General features: G+C 53.0%; 13 protein-coding genes. 2 read left to right on the plus strand and 11 right to left on the minus strand.

Annotated elements, in window-relative coordinates:
- Nucleotides 1–73: 73 nt before the first annotated feature.
- The 10 genes from J2T37_RS00990 to J2T37_RS01035 form a co-directional block, all read right to left on the minus strand.
- Nucleotides 74–832: a glycosyltransferase gene (locus J2T37_RS00990; RefSeq protein WP_253353327.1), complete on the minus strand. Its 759-nt coding sequence runs from the start codon at nt 830–832 to the stop codon at nt 74–76.
- Nucleotides 833–876: 44 nt separating this feature from the next.
- Nucleotides 877–2,757 (minus strand): O-linked N-acetylglucosamine transferase family protein, encoded by a 1,881-nt coding sequence (locus J2T37_RS00995; protein WP_253353328.1) that lies wholly within the window; start codon nt 2,755–2,757, stop codon nt 877–879.
- A 22-nt stretch (nt 2,758–2,779) separates the two neighbouring features.
- Entirely contained in the window at nt 2,780–4,771 is a 1,992-nt protein-coding gene (locus J2T37_RS01000; protein ID WP_253353329.1) for an O-linked N-acetylglucosamine transferase family protein, read from the minus strand.
- Between the two features lie 70 nt (nt 4,772–4,841).
- A complete protein-coding gene (locus tag J2T37_RS01005) occupies nt 4,842–6,737 on the minus strand; it encodes an O-linked N-acetylglucosamine transferase family protein (RefSeq protein WP_253353330.1) in 1,896 nt (631 codons plus the stop codon).
- Between the two features lie 97 nt (nt 6,738–6,834).
- On the minus strand, nt 6,835–8,721 hold the full coding sequence (locus tag J2T37_RS01010) for an O-linked N-acetylglucosamine transferase family protein (protein WP_253353331.1): 1,887 nt from the start codon (nt 8,719–8,721) through the stop codon (nt 6,835–6,837).
- An 80-nt stretch (nt 8,722–8,801) separates the two neighbouring features.
- Nucleotides 8,802–9,689: a glycosyltransferase family 90 protein gene (locus J2T37_RS01015; RefSeq protein WP_253353332.1), complete on the minus strand. Its 888-nt coding sequence runs from the start codon at nt 9,687–9,689 to the stop codon at nt 8,802–8,804.
- Nucleotides 9,690–9,706: 17 nt separating this feature from the next.
- Complete coding sequence (locus J2T37_RS01020; protein WP_253353333.1) at nt 9,707–11,551, minus strand: O-linked N-acetylglucosamine transferase family protein; 1,845 nt, start codon at nt 11,549–11,551, stop codon at nt 9,707–9,709.
- 30 nt (nt 11,552–11,581) lie between these two features.
- The gene (locus tag J2T37_RS01025) at nt 11,582–12,457 is read right to left on the minus strand and encodes a glycosyltransferase family 90 protein (protein WP_253353334.1); all 876 of its coding nucleotides are present in this window, start codon (nt 12,455–12,457) and stop codon (nt 11,582–11,584) included.
- Nucleotides 12,458–12,489: 32 nt separating this feature from the next.
- Nucleotides 12,490–14,388, minus strand: coding sequence for an O-linked N-acetylglucosamine transferase family protein (locus J2T37_RS01030; RefSeq protein WP_253353335.1), 1,899 nt, complete (start codon nt 14,386–14,388; stop codon nt 12,490–12,492).
- Between the two features lie 137 nt (nt 14,389–14,525).
- The gene (locus J2T37_RS01035; protein WP_253353336.1) at nt 14,526–16,412 is read right to left on the minus strand and encodes an O-linked N-acetylglucosamine transferase family protein; all 1,887 of its coding nucleotides are present in this window, start codon (nt 16,410–16,412) and stop codon (nt 14,526–14,528) included.
- 391 nt (nt 16,413–16,803) lie between these two features.
- Here J2T37_RS01035 and J2T37_RS01040 point away from each other — a divergent pair, with 391 nt between their 5' ends.
- Nucleotides 16,804–18,357, plus strand: a complete 1,554-nt coding sequence (locus J2T37_RS01040) for a glycosyltransferase family 61 protein (RefSeq protein WP_253353337.1) — start codon at nt 16,804–16,806, stop codon at nt 18,355–18,357.
- Between the two features lie 3 nt (nt 18,358–18,360).
- A complete protein-coding gene (locus J2T37_RS01045) occupies nt 18,361–20,031 on the plus strand; it encodes a glycosyltransferase family 61 protein (protein ID WP_253353338.1) in 1,671 nt (556 codons plus the stop codon).
- A 429-nt stretch (nt 20,032–20,460) separates the two neighbouring features.
- On the opposite strand, the gene J2T37_RS01050 is transcribed toward J2T37_RS01045, so the two are convergent.
- Nucleotides 20,461–21,621 carry a CDP-glycerol glycerophosphotransferase family protein gene (locus tag J2T37_RS01050; RefSeq protein WP_253353339.1) on the minus strand — a complete coding sequence of 387 codons (1,161 nt, stop codon included), beginning with the start codon at nt 21,619–21,621 and terminating at the stop codon, nt 20,461–20,463.
- Between the last annotated feature and the right edge of the window lie 121 nt (nt 21,622–21,742).

Here is a 21,742-nt window from a genome sequence, read left to right on the forward strand (position 1 = left end):
TATTGTTTTCCTGTTCTATCTAAAGACGGTAGGCCGTCTGAAAAATTCTGTCATCAAACCCACTTCTTAACTGCTACTCGATTTTCGCCGAACGGCGGCGGTGGCTGACCACTTTCAGGCTGGATTTGCGCGGCGGGTTCCATTTTTCCAAATACACCTGATATGCCTTGCGCCATTGTCTCTTAAAAGCGCCGCCGCTTTGGTGGGTCATGACAATCGGCCACGTGCCGATATTCAGTCCGGCAGCAATAGCGCTGCGGCAGAAGTCCATGTCGTAAAAATGGAAATCGAAACGGGTGTCAAACTGCACGTCGCTTTCCAGCAGGCGGCGCTTGTTCACAGCAATGAACACGCCGTCGAGTACCGCCACGGGCTGCGGACTTACTCCCCATGATTGCAACACACCCAGCGCGTCTTCGCCTTGCGCAATCGCGCCGCTGAAATGGCTGCGCACGTCCCGCACCAATTTGCCGCGCTCATCAAATCCCGTATGACACCAAGAAGGCTGCGTCGGCGTGCAATAACGGTTGCCGACCACGCCCACCACGTCAAATTGCTGAAACGCTTCGCGCAAACGCTGTGGCGTAAAGTAGTCGTTTAGCCATACATCATCATGTACAAACACCAGATATTCGCCGCTATTCGGGTCGTTAATGCGGCGGTTATATACCTCCGGCAAGCCTTGGCGGTTTTCAAAGCGCACGTAAATCGACGTGTTGTTTTTCCAATCCTTACCCGCCTGATGGTGGCGCCAAGAAATGCCGAAGGCGGTTTCCTGCCAAAATTGCTCGGCATTTTTGGTAGTAGCCACCACAAATTCAAATTCGTACATCGCGTTTTCCCTTTATTTTTCTGCGTTTTCAGACGGCTTCCGCCCTACTTGCCCGTCTGAATCGCGCATTGGTCGCGCCAGATTTCACGCACTAAGTCGCACCAGTCCTGCGCGAATTGGGCGGTGTCGAACAACGGCGAGGCCAAGACCTGCGTGCGCATGTTGGCGCGCAGCGCAGCCAGTTTTTCTCGGTTTTCCGGTGCGCTCCAATACAGCGCTTTTTCAATGTATTCCTCGCGTGAGCGGGTGATGAACTGCGGCAGGCCGGCGGCGGTCTGCATTTGTTCGCCTTGCCGCGCAATCATGCCTTTTTGCGACAAAGTGACCGTCGGCACACCCATCCACAGCGCTTCGGAGGTGGTCGTTCCGCCCGGATAGGGGAAAGTATCCAAAATCAAATCAATGTTTTGGTGGGCGGCAAAATAGTCGGTGCGCGAACTGCTGCCGGCAAAGACCACGTTGTCCAAATTGAAGCCCTGCGCTTTGAGTTCGTCGGCGAAGGCCAGTTGCTCCGGGCTGCCCGGCTGGTGGTGACCGCTTTGAATATACCAATGGGCGTCGGGCAAGGCGCGGGCGATTTCGCCCCATGTAGCGACGACTTCTTTATTGATTTTGCTCGGATTTTGGAAACAGCCGAAGGTCATGTAGCCGTTTTTCAGCGCGGGCAGCTCAGAGACTTTCACATCGTCCTGCGGCGGGGTCATGCACAAGCGCGTGTGCGGCAGGCGGTACACTTTTTCGCTGAACAAATCTTCTTCGCCCTCGGGCACGCAATAAGGGTCGGCAATCACGGCGTTCATATGCGGCAAGCCCATGGTGGCAAACCAGCCCAGCCATTGCGCCTGCACCGGCGCGGTTTGCGCGGCGAAAATCCCAAAGCGGCTACTGCTGTCAAAGCCGTTGAGGTCAATCAGAATGTCCACGCCGTCGGCGCGGATCTGCTCCATGGTTTTCTCATCCGACCAAGCGCCGATGTCGTGCCAGTTTTGAAACAGCGGGCGCACGGCACGGGTCAGGTTGTCGTTGAACGACTTGTTCATATAGGCCGACCAGGTGAATTGTTTCACCGCGTCGGAGGTCAGCAGCCCCTGCACAAAAAAGCCCACGGGGTGAAAATCTTTCAGGTTTGCCGTTACCAGCCCGATGTGCAGCAGCTTGTCGGGATTTTGCGCTTTCACCGGCGGCAGATTGAATTTGTGCGCCGCGCTGTAACGCTTGGCGAATTTGATGGTTTCCCTGGCAATGCGTTCCGGCTCGTAAGGCACGCGGTAGTTTTGGATAAACGCCCAGTTTGCCAGCGCGTTGCCGAAAGTCGGGTCGATGTCCATCGCCTTAATATAGTATTCCGAGCCGTGCGCCAAATCTGCTTTTTGGTAAATGGTCGCCAGATTAAACGCGGCCTGACGGTTTTTCGGATTGGCTTTCAACGCTTTTTCGTAATACTCCGCCGCCAGCGCCTGATTGCCCAAATCGCCCTGCACCAAGCCCATGTTCAGCAGCGCGTCGGCATTTTGCGGCTGTACTTTCAGGGCTTTTTCCAAATATTCGGCGGCTTTGTCAAACTGCTTGAGCTGCTGGTGGGCAAAGCCGAGGTTAATCAGCGCGGGCGCGTTTTTGTCCACATCGGGAATGCGCAGAAACATAGCGATGGCTTCCTGTTGGCGCTTCACCTGCATCAGCATGACCGCCGTCAGGTTCAGCAGATTGCCGTAAGCGGGAAACTCTTTTACCGCCGCTTCCGCCAGCGGCAAAGCCTCTGCCGTACCGCGCTGCTGCCAGAATTTGTGGATTTCCATATAGCGTTTTTTCGCCGCCTCATTGTTTGAGGCCGTCTGAACGTTTACCCCCGCTTTTTGGAAGAACTTGCTCATCAAAGGATTGACTGCCGCTTTTTTCTGCTGCGGCGCTTTCGGTTTTTTGCTCATTGTTGTTTTCCTGTTTTATTTTTTAATTCGAGGCTGTCTGAAAGCAGGCATCGCGCCAGATTTCGCGCATTAATTGACACCAGTCGTCGGCAAATTTTTTCGTATCAAACACCGGCGAACGGCGCGCTTTATGGTAAATATCGGCGCGAAGTGCGGTCAGTTTTGCGCGATTTTCCGGTGCGCTCCAATACAGCACTTTTTCAATGTATTCGTCGGTATTTTGACACATCAGCTCGGGAAAACCCGCCGCACGCATAAATTGCTCGCCCTGCCGCGCCAACATGCCCTGCCCCGTCAGCGTCAGGGTAGGCACCGCCATCCACAGCGCAATCGCGGTGGTCGTGCCGCCGGGATAGGGGAAGGTATCGAGAATCAAATCAATGCCGTGGTGCGCCTGCAGAAACTGCGCGCGCGGGATTTTACCACTAAAGTCCATCTGCTCCGGCTTGAAGCCGAAAGATTCCAGCTTGGCCTGAATGCGCTGCTGCAACGGCGTGCCCACTTCCTGCCCTTTGCCTTTAAACTGCCAGCGGGCATCCGGCCGCGCTTGCGCGATTTTTGCCCACACCGCCAATACCTCATCGCCGATTTTAAGCGGATTTTGGAAACAGCCGAAGGTCATGTAGCCGTTTTGCAGCGACGGCGGCAGCGGCGGCGTTTGCTCATCCGTCTCCAACGGTTGCATGCACAGGCGCGTATGCGGCAGCCGCCAGACTTTCTCCGTGTACAAAAATTCTTCGCCCAGCGGCACGCAATACGGGTCGGCGATAATGCCGTTCATGGCGGGCAGGCCGGTGGTGGCGAACCAGCCCAGCCATTCGAGCTGCACCGGCGCGGTTTGCTCAGTGAAAATGCCCGCGCGGTTGTGCGCCGTATAGCCGCTCAGGTCAATCAGAATGTCCACGCCGTCGACGCGAATCTGCCCCATCGCCTTTTTATCCGACCAGGCTTGGATATTGTGCCAATGTTTAAACAGCGGGCGCACTTGGCGCGTTAATTTATCATCATGAGCGGCGTTGAGATAGGCCGACCAGTCAAACTGCTTCACCGCTTCCGCAGTCAGCAGCCCTTGCAAAAAATAGCCCACAGGATGACCCTGCTGCAAGTCGGCAGTCACCAAGCCGATGTGCAATTTTTTATCGGGATCGGCGGCGGCTGCGGGCGGCAGATTGTGCCGCAACGCTTCGGCGCAACGGCGGGCGTAGTGCGCAATTTCCCGCGCAATGCGCTCGGGGTCGTAAGGGGTCAGGTAATTCTGAAAAAACGCCCAGTTGCCCAGCGCGTTGGTGTGGGTCGGGTCGATGTCGAGCAGGCGGCGGTAATAGTCGCACGCCTCGCGCAAATCACGCTCTTTGGCCGACACCGCCAGATTAAACAGCGCCTGCGTATTCTGCGGCGACACCGCCAACGCCCGCTCATAATAATCCACCGCCGCCGCGCGGTCGCCCGTTTCGCCGCTCAACACACCCATGTTCAGCAGCGCGGTCACATGCTGCGGATTAACGGCTAAGGCCTTGCGAAAATAATCCGCCGCCTGGTCATAATGCTTCTGCTGCAAAGTGGCATAGCCCAAATTGGTCAGCACCGCCGCATTGCCTGCATAATTCGGAATCCGGCGAAACACCGCCTCCGCCTCCGTATGGCGTTTGGCCTGCATCAGCAGCAGCGCGGTCAGGTTTAGCAGATTGGCGTCATTTGGGAACTCGTCCAACGCCCGCTGCGCCGCCGGCAACGCCTCCTGACTGCCGCGCTCTTTCCACAGCCGCTCCACTTCCTTAAAGCGCCGCCCCGCCGGATTGCGGGTAATTTTCGTCGTCACCTTTTGGCCGGACTGCACAGAAGGCTTGCTGATTTGTACCGTCGGTGTGCTAACTTGCGCGGACGGCTTATTGCCCGGCGCGGAAGACACGGACGCATTTTCAGACGGCATTACTGCGGCTTGCTCCGCCGCAGCCGTCTGCGTATCCTGTTTCACCACCCGTTTGCGCACTATGCGGACGCTGAGATTTCCCATTTGCTTTTCCCGTTTTTATTCAATTTATTGCATACAGGCCGTCTGAAATTTTTCAGACGGCATTGCTTGTTCAACCGCGCAAGCTGCATTGGTCGCGCCAGATTTCCCGAATCAATTTGCACCAGTCTTCGCTAAAGGCTTTGCTGTCGAACACCGGCGAGGTCAAGACTTGGTCGCGCATTCGGGCGCGAAGTGCGGTCAGTTTTGTGCGATTTTTTTCATCCGCCCAATACAGCGCTTTTTCGATGTATTCGTCTTTGGTTTGGCACACAAATTCCGCCAATCCCGCCGCGCTCATCAACTGCTCGCCTTGCCGCGCAATCATGCCCGGCAGGGTCAGGGTAATGGTGGGCACGGCCATCCATAAAGCGTCTGCTGTGGTCGTACCGCCGGGATAGGGGAAGGTGTCGAGTATCAAATCACTGTCGTTATACGCCCGCAGATAATCGGCGCGGGGCAGTTTGCCGCTGAAATCCAGCTGCGCGGGGTTGAAGCCGTGCGCCGTGAGTTTACGCGCGATTTGCTGTTGCAGTGGCGTGCCGGTTTCCTGCCCTTTGCCTTTAAACGCCCAACGCGCGTCAGGCAGTTGCTGCGCGATGTGCGCCCACGTTTGCAATACTTCATCGCTGATTTTCAAAGGATTTTGATAACAGCCGAAGGTAATGTAGCCCTTTTGCAGCGACGGCGGCGGCGCGGTATCCACCGGCTCTTGCGGCGGCTGCATACACAGGCGCGTGTGCGGCAGGCGGTACACTTTTTCGCTGTATAAATGTTCTTCACTTTCCGGCACGCAATAGCCGTCGGCGAGAATGCCGTTCATGGCAGGCAGCCCCGTGGTGGCGAACCAGCCCAGCCATTCGAGCTGCACCGGCGCGGTTTGCGCGGTGAAAATGCCGACGCGGTTGTGGGCGTTGTAGCCGCTCAGGCCAATCAGAATATCAATGCCGTCTGAACGGATTTGCCCCCGTGCTTTTTCGTCCGACCATAATTGGATGTTGCGCCAATTTCGGAACAACGGTTTCACGCGGCGCGTGAAGCGGTCGTTTTGCTCGCCGTTGAGATAGGCCGACCAATCGAATTGTCGCACCGCGTCAGCGGTCAGCAGCCCTTCGATAAAATAGCCGACGGGATGGTTGTCATGCAAATCTGCCGTGACCAAGCCGATATGCAGCTTTTTCTCCGGCTCGGCGGGCGCAAGCGGCGGCAGTTGGCTGGTATGGGCGGCGGCGCAGGCTTGCGCGTAGGCGATGGTTTCGCGGGCAATGCGTTCGGCATCGTACGGCACGAGGTAATTTTGGATAAACGCCCAATTCGCCAGCGCTTTGGTGTGCTGCGGCGCGAGCGCCAAAACGCGGCGATACCAGTCGGAGGCTTCGTTCAGACGGCCTAATTCTTTGTAAACATTACCCAAATTATACGCCACCGCCGCATTATCCGGCTCGATGTCTAAAAGCCGCGTAAAGCAATCCGCCGCCTGCGCGTAGTCGCCCATATCCGTCAGCACCGCGCCTTTGGTCAGCAATACGGCGGGCTGTTTGGGATTGAGCGCCAAAGCTTTGTCCAAGGCCGCCAGCGCCTGATCGTAGGCTTTCATTTCGCGGTACGCGCCCGCCAAATTGCCCAATACGCCGACGTTTTTGTCATAACCGGCAATGCGCTTAAAGGTCTCCACCGCCTCGGGATAACGACGGTTTTTCGCCAGCAGCAAAGCGGTGTAGTTAAGCAGATTGATGTGCGCCGGAAACGCCTGCAACGCTTCTTGCGCCAACGCCAGCGCCTCCTGCACCCCGCGCTCACGCTCGGTTTGCTGAATCTGCGCCAGCTTGTCTTTCACCTGCTGCTCCGTTTGCGCCGTGGCAGCCGGTTGCGCCGTGGCCACGCCCGCTTTTTGGAACAGCTTACCCATCAGCGGATTGGCCGCTGCGGGGCGTTTTTGCGTGACATTGCGTTGGGGTTTCTTCGCCATAATGTTCTCTTTTTATTGTTATTTAAATCCCCCTAAATCCCCCTTTTGCAAAGGGGGACTTTACTCCCCTCTTTGAAAAAGAGGGGATGGGGGGGATTTACAAACTACACTGGTCGCGCCAGATTTCCCGAATCAACTTACACCAATCTTCGCTAAAGGTTTTGCTGTCGAACACCGGCGAGGTCAAGACTTGGTCGCGCATTTGAGCGCGAAGTGCGGTCAGTTTTGCGCGATTTTTTTCATCCGCCCAATACAAGGCTTTTTCGATGTATTCGTCTTTGGTTTGGCACACAAATTCCGCCAGCCCCGCTGCGCTCATCAGCTGTTCGCCTTGCCGCGCAATCATGCCCGGCAATGCCAGCGTTACCGTCGGCACGGCCATAAACAGCGCGTCGGTGGTGGTTGTGCCGCCGGGATAAGGGAAGGTGTCGAGAATCAAATCCACCGCGTTGTGCGACTTCAAATACTGCTCACGCGATACGGGCGGGAAAAATTGCAGGTTTTTGGCGTTAAAGCCAAGCGACACCAGCTTTTGCTGGAAACGGATTTGCGACGGCGTACCCGGCGCGTTGACGATGTTGCGGAAATGCCAGCGGGCATCGGGCAGCTTTTGCGCGATGTGCGCCCACACAGCCAGCACGTCATCGCTGATTTTCGACGGATTCTGATAGCAGCCGAAGGTCATGTAGCCGTTTTTCACGGCGGGCGGCGGCGCAACGGGCGCGTTGACTTTCGGCGGGCTCATGTTCAGGCGCGTGCTCGGCATGCGGTACACTTTTTCGCTGTACAGCGCTTCTTCTTCAGGCGGCACGCAATAGGGGTCGGCAATCACGCCCTGCACATGCGGCAAACCAAGCGTGGCAAACCAGCCCAGCCATTGCAGTTGCACCGGCGCGGCCTGCCCCATAAAGATACCGGCGCGGTTTGTCTGACCGGTGTAGCCGCTCAAATCAATCAGAATGTCTACGCCGTCGGCGCGGATTTGCGCGCGCACTTTGTCGTCGTTCCAAGCGTCGATGGCGTGCCAATGGGAAAATAACGGCCGCACGCGGCGGGTAAAATCGTCATCGGCGGCGGTGGTAAGATAGGCCGACCAGTCAAACTGCTTCACGGCGGCGCTGTTCAAGAGCCCGTCGAGAAAATAACCCACGGGGTGAAAGCCTTTCATGTCGGCGGTGACGATACCGATACGCAGCTTTTTATCGGGATTGGCAGCGGCCACGGGCGGTAGCTGCACATTAAACGCCTTGCTGCACGCCTCTGCATAGGCGATGGTTTCACGGGCAATCCGCGCCGCGTCGTAAGGCACGAGGTAATTTTGGATAAACGCCCAGTTGCCCAAGGCGTTGACATGTTTCGGATTCAGCGCCAGCACTTGGCGGAACCATTTGTCCGCCTGCGGCAGATTTTGGATTTTGCGGCGGTACAATACGCCCAATTCAAAGGCCAATTCGTCGCTCGGCGCGATGTCAAACGCCCGTTGATAACGCTCCGCCGCCACGTCAAACTGCCCCGCGTCGATATGCAGCAGGGCGCGTAAACTCAAGGCCGCCACGTTGTCCACCTGCAATGCCAAGGCTTTGTCCGCCAGCGCTGCTGCTTGGTCGTTTTGCTTCAATTCGTGGTACAAACCCGCCGCGCGGATCAGGCTGTCGGGCTGCTGCGCGTAACCGCTTTGGTTTTCAATTTGCGCGATATCGTTTTTCAGACGGCGTACCTTGTCGCGCAACGCTTGGGTGTAGGCGCTCAAGGCGGCATGATTGGGGTAGGTTTTCAAGCTGCTTTCCGCTTCCGCCAAGGCCGCCGGCATACCGCGCTGCTGCTCGATATTACGCAACTGCGCCAGCCGCTGCTGCACCGCCTGTTCCGCCTGCGGATTCGGTTTGCTCTGCACTTTCACCCCGCCCTGCTGCAAGAGCTTGCTCATCAGCGGGTTCACCGCCGCCTTTCTCTGCTGCGGCATGCGTGTCGGTTTTTTACTCATAAAATTTCCTGCTTTTTGACCGCACTTTTTCAGACGGCCTTTTTATTCTGTTCGACAGTGCAAGGCCGTCTGAAAATGGTTTAAATCGCCAAAATCTTTTGCTGCAAGGCTTCAATCACTTTCGGATAGCTGAGTTTGTTTTCCACAAACGCCAGCGCATTGTCGGTGATTTTGTTGTAAAACCCGCTGCCCTGGCTTTCCACAAATTCCAGCTGCGCCATCAGGTCGGACAAATCGTTTTTCACCGGAATAAAATGCTTATAGGGTTGCAAATCAAAGTGATAAAAGCCCTTCCATTTGCGCTCCTGCAAAAACAGCAGCCGCTGTGTGGCGAGCAGAAACGGAATGCGCCCGCTGTACCCCACGCCCTCGATGTCAATCAGGTATTTATAGCGGGCATGATCCGGCAGGGTCACATAATTTTTGCTCTCCAACACCGCGCTCACGCCGGTGGTCATGGCGAGAATTTTCTGCTTATTGCGTTTGGCAATGTCGGCAAACACCATGCGGTTGTGATGGGTAAAGCTGCCCACCCAAAACAGGCGTTCGTCCTCATAGGGCTGCCGCCCGCGCGCGATAATCTCGGCCTGCGTGTCGCGGTAATTCAAAATGCCCGACTGCGGCCAAGCATCGAAGATAAAATCAGGAATCACATTGCCGATGTCTTTTTCATGCGCCACGCAATAATAAAAATGCCTCGGCTCGATCAGGTCTTTCACCGGCCGGTCGTTGGGGTGGATAATCAGCTCCTTGCTGATTTTATGCCCCGCCATATTCAGCCCGATCAGCGCGTCCAGCACCATGCGCAGCGTAGATTCGCCGCGCGTGTGCACGCTGCCGTACTGCTCCACCCCCGCCAACGCACCCTCTTTCACGCTCACGCGCAACACCGTGCGCGAATGGGGAATCACCTTCGGTTTGTCTTGTGCGGCGGGTGGTTTACGGGTCGTTCGGGTTATCGTTACCATTTCGTTTTCCTTATTTTTCAGACGGCCTTGGCGCAGGCATCGCGCCAGATGTCGCGCATGAGATTGCACCAGTCTTCGCTAAATTGCGCCGTATCGAATACCGGCGAACGGCGCACTTTATCTCGCATACCGGCGCGAAGTGCGGTCAGTTTTTCACGATTTTTTTCATCCGCCCAATACAGCGCTTTTTCGATGTATTCTTCCTGCGAACGACAAACCAGCTCGGGATAGCCCGCCGCGCTCATCAGCTGTTCGCCCTGCCGCGCTATCATGCCGAGCAGCGCCAGCGTGATGGTGGGTACGCCCATCCACAACGCGTCGGCGGTGGTGGTGCCGCCGGGATAAGGAAAGGTATCCAAAATAATGTCTAAATCGTTGTAAGATTTCAAATATTCCTGCCGTGCGCTGCGGCCGCTGAAATGCAGTTGGGCGGGTTTAAAGCCCAAGCCGGTTAATTTTTGCAGCAACAGCGTATGCGCCGGTTTGCCCTCCGCCACGGCGCCGCCTTTGAAATGCCAATGCGCACTCGGTAATTTGGCGGCGATTTTTGCCCAGGTTGCCAATACCTCATCGCTGATTTTCAGCGGATTTTGGTAACAGCCAAAGCTGATGTAGCCGTTTGCCAACACCGGCGGCGACAAAACCTCGGCTTCTTCACGCGGCGGCTGCATACACAGGCGCGTGTGCGGCAGCCGCCAGACTGTTTCGCTGTATAAATGTTCTTCTTCAGATGGCACGCAATAAGGGTCGGCGATAATCCCGTTCATATGCGGCAGGCCGGTGGTGGCAAACCAGCCCAGCCATTCGAGCTGCACCGGCGCGGTTTGCGCAAAAAACACGCCTGCGCGGTTGCCGCCGGTATAGCCGCTCAGGTCAATCAGAATATCAATGCCGTCTGAACGGATTTGCTCGCGCACTTTGGCGTCCGACCACGCCTGTATGCCGTGCCAATGTTTGAAACGCGGCTTAACGGCGCGGGTCAGGCGGTCTTCTACGCTGTTATTGAGATAGGCCGACCAGTCGAATTGGCGCATGGCGTCGCCGGTAAGCAGCCCTTCCAGAAAATAGCCCACGGGGTGGGTGGCTTTTAAATCCGCCGTCACCAAACCGATGTGCAATTTTTTCTCAGGCTGGCTGGTGGCGACGGGCGGCAGCTTGATGTTGGTCGCTTTCACGCAAGCGGCGGCGTAGGCAAAAGTTTCGCGGGCAATGCGTTCGGCGTCGTAAGGCACGATGTAATTTTGAATAAACGCCCAGTTGCCCAGCGCGTCTTTGTATTTGGGGTCTAGCTGCATGGCGTGGCGATACCAACGCTCGGCCTGCGCCAATTCGTGCAATTTTTGATACGCCGTGCCGAGGTTGAAAGCGGTCATGGCGTCTTGCGGCTTGGCCGCGAGAATGCGCTCGAAATAGCCTACCGCCTCGCGGTAATTGCCCAAATTAACCTGCGTTGCGCCCAGCGTTTGCAGATTGGAAAGATTGTCCGGCTCCAACGCCAGCGCTTTTTCCAGCCATTCCACCGCTGCGGCAAATTGATTCAGACGGCGGTAGCAGGTGCCGATATTGCCCAGCACCACCGCGTGCTGCTCGTAATCGGGAATGCGCTGAAATTGGGCGATGGCTTCGTGATAGCGCTGGCAGCGCATCAGCATGACACCGGTGTTGTTGTTGAGCGCAAAATTATGCGGATACACCGCCAAAGCCTGCTGCGCCAGCGCAAGGGCTTCCTGCGCCCCGCGTTCGCGCTCGATACAGGCGATTTCTTCGTTGTATTCGCGGCTGCTTTTCTGCGGTTTGGCCGCAGGTTGCGGCGCGGCGGCAGGCTTTTTGCGCGTTCGTTTGACGGTAATGCTTAATGCCATATTGCTCTCGTTTTCAGACGGCCTTGCGGCTTAATGCCTGGTCAGTAATTTTTGCTGCAAATTTTCAATCGCCGCCGCATAGGTCAGCTTGTTTTGCACAAATTGCAGCGCGTTGTCGGTGATTTTGTTGTAAAACCCGCTGCCCTGATTTTCCACAAATTCCAGCTGTTCCATCAGGTCGGATAAATCATTTTTCACCGGCACAAAATGCTTGTAAGGCTGCAAGTCAAAGTGAAAATAGCTGCGCCATTTGCGCTCTTGGATAAACAGCAGCCGCTGGGTGGCGAGCAAAAACGGAATGCGTCCGCTGTATCCCACACCTTCGATATCAATCAAATATTTGTAGTCGCAATGGTCGGGCAGGCTCACATAAGGCGCGACCGGTTCGCCCGCCAGCGCTTTTTTCACCTGCGTGTTGTAGGCTTCAATTTTGTCGGCATTGGCTTTGGCAATGCGCATAAATTTGAAGCGGTTTTTGTGGGTAATCTGATTACCGATCCAAAACAGCTTGTCGCTTTTCCATTTTTGCCGCTGCCCGCGTGCGATGATTTCGTCAATCATGTTGCCGTAATGGGCAATGCCCGGCTCTTTCCACGAATCAAAAATAAAATCGGGAATAGCGTGCGCCAGCTCCGATTCGTCGCCCACGCAGTAATAAAAATGGTCTTTCTCCAATTCGCCGCGCGGATGGTCGCCGATGTGAATCACGATATCGCGTGTAATATCCTGCTTGCCGAACAACCCGATAAGCGCGTCAATCACCATTTTCACAGTGGATTCCCCGCGCGTGTGCATACGCCCGGTTTGCACCACGCTTATCAGCGAGCCGTGCTTGATGGAAATTTTTACCTGCGCATCTTGATCCGCCAAGGTCGGTATATCAATTTTCGGCGCAGTGCTCGTCATTCGATTGCCACGTATGCGGTTAACGCTGATTTTCATTGCGCACCGCCCTTCTCAGCTTTTTCACAAGCATCACGCCAAATCTCACGTATCAAATCACACCAGTCTTGCGCGAACTGTTCCGTATCGAACACCGGCGAGGCCAGCACTTTATCGCGAATGGCGGCGCGAAGTGCGGTCAGTTTTTCGCGGTTTTCCGGTGCTGCCCAGTAAATGCCTTTTTCGATAAATTCGTCGCGCGAGCGGCAGACGAATTCGGGATAGCCCGCTGCGCTCAGGAGCTGTTCGCCTTGGCGGGCAATCATGCCCGGTTGGGTCAGGGTCATGGTGGGCACGCCCATCCACAGGGCTTCGACGGTGGTGGTGCCGCCGGGATAAGGGAAAGTATCGAGAATCAGGTCAATGCCGTTATAGCTTTGCAAATACTCTTGGCGCGGGCTCGGGCCTTCAAAATGCAAGTTGGCGGGGTTGAAGCCGAATTCTTCCAGTTTTTGCTGAAAATGCTGCTGCGACTGCGAACCTGGCACGTATTTGCCTTTGAAAAACCAGTGCGCGTCAGGGCGGGCTTTGGCGATTTCGCCCCAAGTCTGCAACACTTCATCGCTGAGTTTGCGCGGGTTCTGGTAGCAGCCGAAGGTGACATAGCCGCGCTCGTTGGCGGGCAGCGGTGCCACGGCGATGTCAAACTGCGGCGGCTGCATACACAGGCGGGTGTGCGGCAAGCGCCACACTTTTTCGCTGAACAAATGTTCGTCTTCAGACGGCACGCAATACGGGTCGGCCAACACGCCGTTCATATGCGGCAGGCCGGTGGTGGCGAACCAGTCGAGCCATTCGAGCTGCACCGGCGCGGTTTGGCCGAAGAAAATGCCGGCACGGTTGCCGTCGGCAAAGCCCGCTAAGTCGATTAACACGTCAATGCCGTCTGAACGGATTTGCTCGGCGGCTTTTTTGTCCGACCAAGCCAGAATATTGTGCCAATGTTTGAACAGTGGCTTCACTTCGCGCGTGAGTTCGTCGTCTTTTTCGCGCGGCAGATAGGCCGACCAGTCGAACTGTTTGGCGGCCTCGGACATCAGTAGCCCTTTGAGAAAATGGCCGACGGGATGGATGGCGTTCAAAGTCGGGGTGAGCAAACCGATGTGCAGCTTTTTCTCCGGCTCACGCGCCACGGCGGGCGGCAGATCGCTCGGATTGGCTTCAGCGCACAGCTTGGCATATTTCATGGTTTCGCGGGCGATGGCCTCGGCGTCGTAAGGGTGCATATAAGAACGGTTGAACGCCAAATTGCACAGCGACAAAATATGCGTCGGGTCGGCATCCAAAATGCGGCGGTAACAGTCCACCGCTTTGTCCGCTTGGAAAGAATTGGCGTAGGCGCTTGCCAGATAAAACAACGCGTCGGTGTTTTTCGGGTTGGCGGCAATCACTTTTTCATAGCATTCCGCCGCGTATTCATAACGCTCCACTTTGGCGTGCACCTGCCCCATCGCCAGCAACGCAGGCTCATAGCTCGGATCGACTTTCAACGAAGCCGACAGATATTCCGACGCCTTGCCGTAGTCGTTTTGCCGCAGCAGCGACACGCCGATGTTGGACAGCGCCTGCGCGTCTTTTGCGTAATTCGGAATCTGTTTGAACGCCTCCACCGCTTCGGCATAGCGGCGGCTGCGCATCAGCATCACGCCGAGATTGTTTAAAATACCGCTGTGATTCGGGTATTTTTTCAGCGCTTCACGCGCATAATTCACCGCTTCGCCCGCGCCGCGTTCTTTTTCGATGGTGACGATTTCATTCTGCGCGGCTTTGGCGGCTTTCTCTTCCGCCGTCTGCTCGGCCTTTACCTTAACCCCGCCCTGCTGCAGGAATTTGCCCATCAGCGGATTCACCAGCGTGGCTTTTTTCTGCTTGGGCAGACGTGGTTTTTTACTCATAAAGATTCCTAAAATTTTTTATTTTTTGACCGCACTTTTTTCAGACGGCCTTCTGCCAATTCGTAGGGTGGGCACTCGTTGCTCACCGCTTCAGCATTTCCCGAAATTGGTGGGCAGCAAGTGCCACCCTACCCGCGTTAAGCCTTTTGACACGCGTCGCGCCAAATTTCGCGCATAAGTTTGCACCAGTCTTCGGCGAAACCCACGCTTTCAAATACCGGCGAGGCCAATACTTTTTCGCGCATTCCGGCACGTAATTCTGCCAGCTCGCCGCGTTTTTCCGTGCTCCAGGCAACGGCTTTTTCAACGTATTCTTCACGGCTGCGGCAGACAAATTCGGGATAGCCCGCCGCGCTCATGAGCTGTTCGCCCTGCCGCCCGATCATGCCCGGCAAGGCCAGCGTCAGCGTCGGCACCGCCATCCACAGCGCGTCGGTGGTGGTCGTGCCGCCCGGATAAGGGAAGGTATCCAAAATCAAGTCGATTTTATTGTGCGAACGCAGGTATTTTTCGCGCGAGGTGCTGTTGTTGAAAATCAGGTTGTCGGGGTTGAAACCGAGCGACACCAGCTTTTCTTGGAACGCGATTTGCGACGGTTTGCCCGGCGCGTTGTCCGAGCTTCTGAACGACCATTTCGCATCCGGCAGCGCGGCGGCGATTTGCGCCCAAGTGTGCAGCACGTCTTCGCTGATTTTGCGCGGGTTCTGATAGCAGCCGAACGTCATATAGCCGTTGGCCAGCGCGGGCAGCGGCGCGGTGTCCACATCATATTTCGGCGCTTTCATATTCAGGCGGGTATGCGGCATGCGCCACACTTTTTCGCTGTACAAATGCTCTTCGCCCTCGGGCACGCAATACGGGTCGGCAATCACGCCGTTCATATACGGCAGGCCGGTGGTGGCAAACCAGCCCAGCCATTGCAGCTGCACCGGCGCATTTTGTGTGGTAAAAATACCGGCGCGGTTTTTACCGGTAAAGCCGCTCAAGTCAATCAGAATATCAATACCGTCTGAACGGATTTGCTCGACGGCTTTGTCGTCCGTCCAAGCCTCGATGTCGTACCAGTTTTTGAACAACGGTTTCACTTGGCGGGTCAGGGTGTCGTCGTAAGCGCCGTTCATATAGGCCGACCAGTCAAACTGCTTCACCGCCTCCGAAGTCAGCAGCCCTTCCAGGAAAAAGCCCACCGGGTGCACGTCTTTCAAATCCGCCGTTACCAAACCGATATGCAGCTTTTTCTCCGGATCGGCGGCTTTTTTCGGCGGCAGCTGCGCCCCCACCGCCTCGCTAAACGCCTTGGCAAACTGCATGGTTTCGCGCGCAATGCACTCCGCGTCGTAAGGCACCATATAATTCTGAATCAGCGCCCAGTTGCCCAGCGCGTCTTTATGCGTCGCGTCCAGCTCCATCGCCTTGCGGTACCACTTGCTCGACTCGGGCATATCCTGCAATTTGCCGTTGGTTACGCCCATGTTGTAAGTCACGGCGATATGCTTCGGATCGCCTTTCAACACCTTTTCATAATACTTCAACGACTCGGCGTAATTGCCCATATCCGTCTGCACCAAGCCCATATTCTGCAAGGCGGAAGGATGGTTCGGCTGCAACGCCAAAGCCTTGCCCAACACCTCCGCCGCCTTGTCGTATTGCTGCATTTGGCGGTAGGTCACGCCCATATTGGTGAGCACGGCGGCGTTTTTCTCGTAGCCCTGCACCGTCTGAAAAGTCGCAATCGCGTCTTTAAAGCGGTTGTTTTTCATCATCAGCACCGCCGTGGTATTAATCAGCCCCAAATGCTGCGGATACAGCGCCAGCGCCTGCTCCGACAACGCCAACGCCTCCTGCGCCCCGCGCTGCGCCTCCACGCGCAACACCTCATCCTGCTTCGCCTGCGCCAGCTTCTTATCCTGCTCCGACATCGCCGCCTTCACCTCGACCCCGGCTTTTTTGAGGAAACCGCTCATCAGAGACGAAGTTGCGGCAGGACGTTTTTGCTGCAATGTGCGTTGTATTTTTTTAGCCATCATGTTTCCTAAACGATTTGACGATTTAAAATATTCTATTATTAATCAATAATTTCCAGCATAGCTACCCTATAATCAAATAGAGCCAGCGCCATCATCCGATTATAGCCGATTTATCCGGTAGAGGCCGTCTGAATGCAAGCAAACATCAGTCTTCCCGCATACACGCCAACCATGTTTCCATTCAGCCAATCAGACCATGAAAATTTTTCAGACGGCATTATAACCAATATTATAACCGATTCATCGGCCAAAACCTTGCGCCTCTTCACACCTCATGCCGTCTGAAAAATCATGACTATTTTCAGACGGCATGTTAATATCAACCGCAATATTTTCAACACACCCAATCCCGACAGACACCTCTGCGCCATCCCTTAGGATTCTTCCAATGCCAGCATTTAAACGCCCGCTTTACGGATTAAATCTCCCCAAATTCGAAGAACAAATCGCCCATCGCTATTTTGCCGAACACCAGCCCCTGTCCGCACAAACCATTGCCAACGGCATTATCCTACCCCTGCTCAAAACCGAATTGCCCGCGCTCAAAGCCGTGTATGAAGGCGGCGTGTGTGACAGCCAGTTTAATTTCATTGCCGGTTATAAACGCAACAATACCGAAAAAGCCCGCAACTACGAATGTGTGCGCGCTTATACGCCGTCGGCGCAAACCACCATTCTCAATAGCGATGAAGACGTCATTTGGGGCGGAATTGCCTACTCCCATTTCGGTCATTTCATTACCGACACCTTCGCCCGCCTATGGTGGGTCATTCGCAACCAAGCATTTGATAAAAAAATTATTTTTGTCAAAAACCGTGCCTTCAATCATGAAAACTTCATGCCGTTTTTCCGCATGATGGGCATTAATCCCGACAACATCGTCTTTCTCGATAAGCCCACCCGTTTCAAGAGCATTACCATCCCCGACCAATCCTTTTATTTTTTCAGCAACTACCATCGGGAATTTACCGTCCCCTACGAGGCCATCCGCCAATCCGTGCAACCGGCCGAGCATAAAAAAATCTACCTGTCGCGTACCCGCTTGGCGCGGCAAGACTGCGTCAACGAAGAATATTTTGAAAATTTCTACCGCGAACGTGGCTATACCATCGTTTACCCGGAGCAGCTCTCATTGGCCGAGCAAATTGCCCTGATTTCCGGCGCCGATGAAGTCGTCTGCACCTTAGGCACTTTGTCTCATCTTGCCCTGTTTGCCAAATCGCAAACACGCTTTGTGATTCTGCTGCGCACGCGCGAAAAATTAAACGTTACCCAAATCCTGATTAACCAAGCCAATGACATCCATGCCGTCTTTGTTGACGTAACCTGCAACTTCCTGCCCAGCCGCTACACGGCCTACTGCTTCTACATCGGCCCCAACCATACTTGGAAACGCTTTGTCGCCGAAGAATACGGCGAACAGCTGGATATCGACCTCACTACCTATCTCAATTCTGCCGAATCCCGCTTCGGCAAATATTTACAACTCTGGCAGCAAGTATTTAGCGAACCTAAGGAATTTAAGAAAATTCAAAACGATACCGCCTTTGATTTTTTAGAAAATTTGGAAATCATCTTTTCCCACAGCGATGTCTCATTTGAAACCGTTGCCGCCAAATTAGCCAAACAATTCAATGATTCAGACGGCCTCAAAAACAAACTGGCCGACAAAACCTTTGTCTTCTCCCGAATCGACGGCTCACATGCGCGCACCATACGGCTAAATGGCAACGGGGCGCTTGATACGGTAGCGGGAGAAGCCAATCGAAATGAGCAATTTTGGCGTATTCAAAACAATAAACTGGTTTTCTTAGACCACCGTAAAGGACTAACCAGCACCTATTTTTCCGTCCACCCCGCTAAAAATGGTTTGGAAGCGCTCGGTTATTTTGAACGCAATCATGCAATCGTATTCAAATTAAGTGAAGTGATAGAGAAATAAGCAATGACTCCATTTAAAAAAAATCTGTATGGCAGTAACCTGCCAATGTTTGAGCAACAAATTGCACGCAGCTATCTGCATACCAATCCGCTGGGTATTCAGATAATCGACAATGGTTACATTCTTCCTCTCATTCGTGACCCACAATACACCAATGTTGCTATCTATAAAGGCGGTGTATGCGATGGCGAATGCCAGTTTGTTGCAGGCTACCAGCGGCATAATTCCAATACTGCTGCGGCATGGCAATGCCTTTCTGCTTATGCATTCAGTCCGTCGAACACAGACTTTTCGGAAGACGAAGTTATTTTTGGCGGCATTGCATTCAGCCAATTCGGTCATTTTCTGATTGAAACACTCAGCAGAATGTGGTGGGTCGCACAAAACAAAGTATTTGATAAAAAAATTGTTTTCCTAAAAAACAAACTATTTGACCACAGCCATTTCATTGCTTTTCTAGTAATGATGGGTATTCCGCAAGAAAACATCATTTTTTTGGAAAAAACAACCCGTTTTCGCAAAATTTATGTACCCGACCAAGCGGTCTGCTTCCACAGTTTCTTTAACCAAGAATACGCTTACCCTTATAATCTGATTCGGGAAAACGTCAAACCGGCTTCGGATAAGAAAATTTATCTCTCCCGCACTCAATTTTCTCGTGGTAATACCGATAAAAAAGACTGTATTAATGAAGAATATTTCGAGAATTTTTATAGAGAATTAGGCTACCGAATCATTTATCCCGAACAGCTGTCTTTGCAGGAACAAGTTTCCATCATTTCCGGAGCAGAAGAAATTGTTTGTACAGTGGGTACTTTGTCTCACATGGCACTTTTTGCCAATGAGCAAACCCGTTTGGTAATTCTGCTGCGTTCACGCAGTTCACTAACCATCCCGCAACTGATGATTAACGAAGTCAAAAAATTAAATGCGGTATTTGTTGATGTATCCTGCAACTTTTTACCCAACCGACATTTTTCTTATTGCTTCTACATTGGCCCGAATCAATCTTGGCAAGAATTTGTTCGTGAAGAATATCATCTAGATATTGATGTTGATTTATACCGTTTCCTAGATTCGGAGCATTCCCAAGTCGGCGATTATATGAATCTTTGGTTACGCAACTTCAGCCAACCAGCAGAATTTCAAAAAATTAAAGAAGATACCGTATCTGATGAGCTGTCCACATTAGAAACCATTTTTTCATCTGATTCGATAACTGCTGATAATAGCATTGTAACCAAATTAAAAGCCGAGGCCTCGCGCGCCACTCCCGAATATGCATTATTGAAAAATAAACTCTTCCTATTTTCCCGCTTTAACGGCAGTCATAGTAGAGTATTGTATTTAGCCGAAGACGGCATAATTCATACCGTTGGCGGTAATGGCAATGCCAACGAAGCCTTTTGGCGCATTGAAAACAATGTTTTGGTTTTCCGGGATAAAAGCCGAAACCTTACCAGCACCTATTTTCACCTAGACGAAAAAAGGGGTTTTGTTGAAGCCTACGGCTATTACGAACGCAATAAATCCATTATGTTCAAGCTACGGGAAATGAGAGCCGTCTTGCCTGACGAACCACCTCCGGTATTGGCAGACGCGCAAGAAGAGGCAGATGATGAATCCGCCAACAGCGGCGGTTTGATTAAAAAGCTCTTTACCAAAAACAAATAGCGCGAAAAGGCCGTCTGAAAATATTTTCAGACGGCCTTTATCATTGATTTATTACTTAACGTGAATTCGGGATAAGCATTTAAAATATTTTATTATTTTCAGAAATGTACGGTATCACAGCAGACAGAAAATCGCCAGATTTTCGTCATTCCCACGCAGTTGGGAATCCAGATGTTTGAGTTTCTGATTTTTTGAAAACATTTCATAAATGTTAGGCTTCTGGATTCCCGCCTGCGCGGGAATGACGAATCCTTCCGGATTCTGTCTGCCTAATAAAATACGTTTCTGAAATTTAAAAAGATATTCTATTGGTTTATCCCAAACTCACGTTACTTACTACTGCATATGAAAGCTCAGATGAGAAGGTAAACCCAACAGCCTAAATACCCATTGGGATTAAATCCCAAGCTGAACACTACATCGCAACCTCTATTCTGCCGCGCCAGCCCACGCCTCAGCGGTAATGGCTTTAAGCTGTCGTTCAAATTCATTATGCCGCGTTTGCTCAACGCTCATCAGATAATCCATCGCCAATGCGCGTTGCGACGCTTTGGGGTCGTTACCGGCCAATACTTCCGCCAGTTGTGTGCACAATTCTTCGATATTGGAGAAGGTGTAGGCATAATCTTCGTAAGTCATATCGCTTTGTGAAATCTCAATCACACGATCTTGCGGGATATGCACAAAAATCGGGCCGTTGGCAGCAATGCATTCGGACACCACAGCCGAAATATCGCAGATAAAGATATTGACATTAACCAGCAGCTCATTGACCGGCACCATTTTATCCGCCACGTAAATGCTGTCTTCGCCAAATTCTTCAAAGCGGGTTTTTACCATTTGCTCCAGCGTTTTCAGCTCGGTAAGGCGGTTGCCGGTAGAGGGATGAAATTTAGTAGAAATCAGAATACCGAAACGCTGATACAGCTCGGCCAGTAAATCAGCGGCAAAGCCTACCGAAGCGTAATTGCCCTCTTCATACACCCCTTCCCATGTCGGCAGATACAAAATCCTCGGCGCTTGTCGTTCGCGCCAATCTTGCTCATTGTTCACGAGAATTCCGCGCAAATTCGGACGGCCGACTTTGACAAATTCAACATTGGAAATATTGAATCCGGCATTTTTAAAGCGGTCGATATGCGCCTGCCCCGCCACCCAAATTTGGTCATACACACGGAAAAATTTATGCGCGCTGGCCGATTTGTCGCTGTCGCCGTGTCCCAAAAAGATATGTTTGTATTGATTGAAACGGATGGTGTGAATCACGTTGCCGGTATTGGAAAGATAGTAAATCGCTTTGATGGTGTCTTGCGTATTCAATACTTTTTCAATGTCAGTCAAACCTTTAGCATAAAAAGCGTCCACATAAGGATAGGTTTCGCGCAACCAATTAAACAGCTCCAAATTACGCGTCAACACTAAAAAATCTTCACCTGAGCGTAAAAATTCCGGCAGCCAGAGTTTTAAATGGGATGAGCCGTTAATTTTCTGTTCGCCGGTATGAATTAAGTGAACGTATTTTTTGTAAGGGTTAACGCATTTGGCAATGCAGGTTGGAGAAGCCGCCTTTTTAATAGCGGCTTTTTTCATAATGACTTCATCTTTACCTAGCAGCCTGTTTCTTAAAGCATCTTTAAAAAAAAGTCCGGGATGATTCACAAATTTATTCAGTTTTCCCATTACGGTATCCTTATTTTCAATATCATTTTAT

It is taken from the genome of Neisseria perflava (genome assembly GCF_024170405.1).
Lineage (GTDB): Bacteria > Pseudomonadota > Gammaproteobacteria > Burkholderiales > Neisseriaceae > Neisseria > Neisseria perflava_B.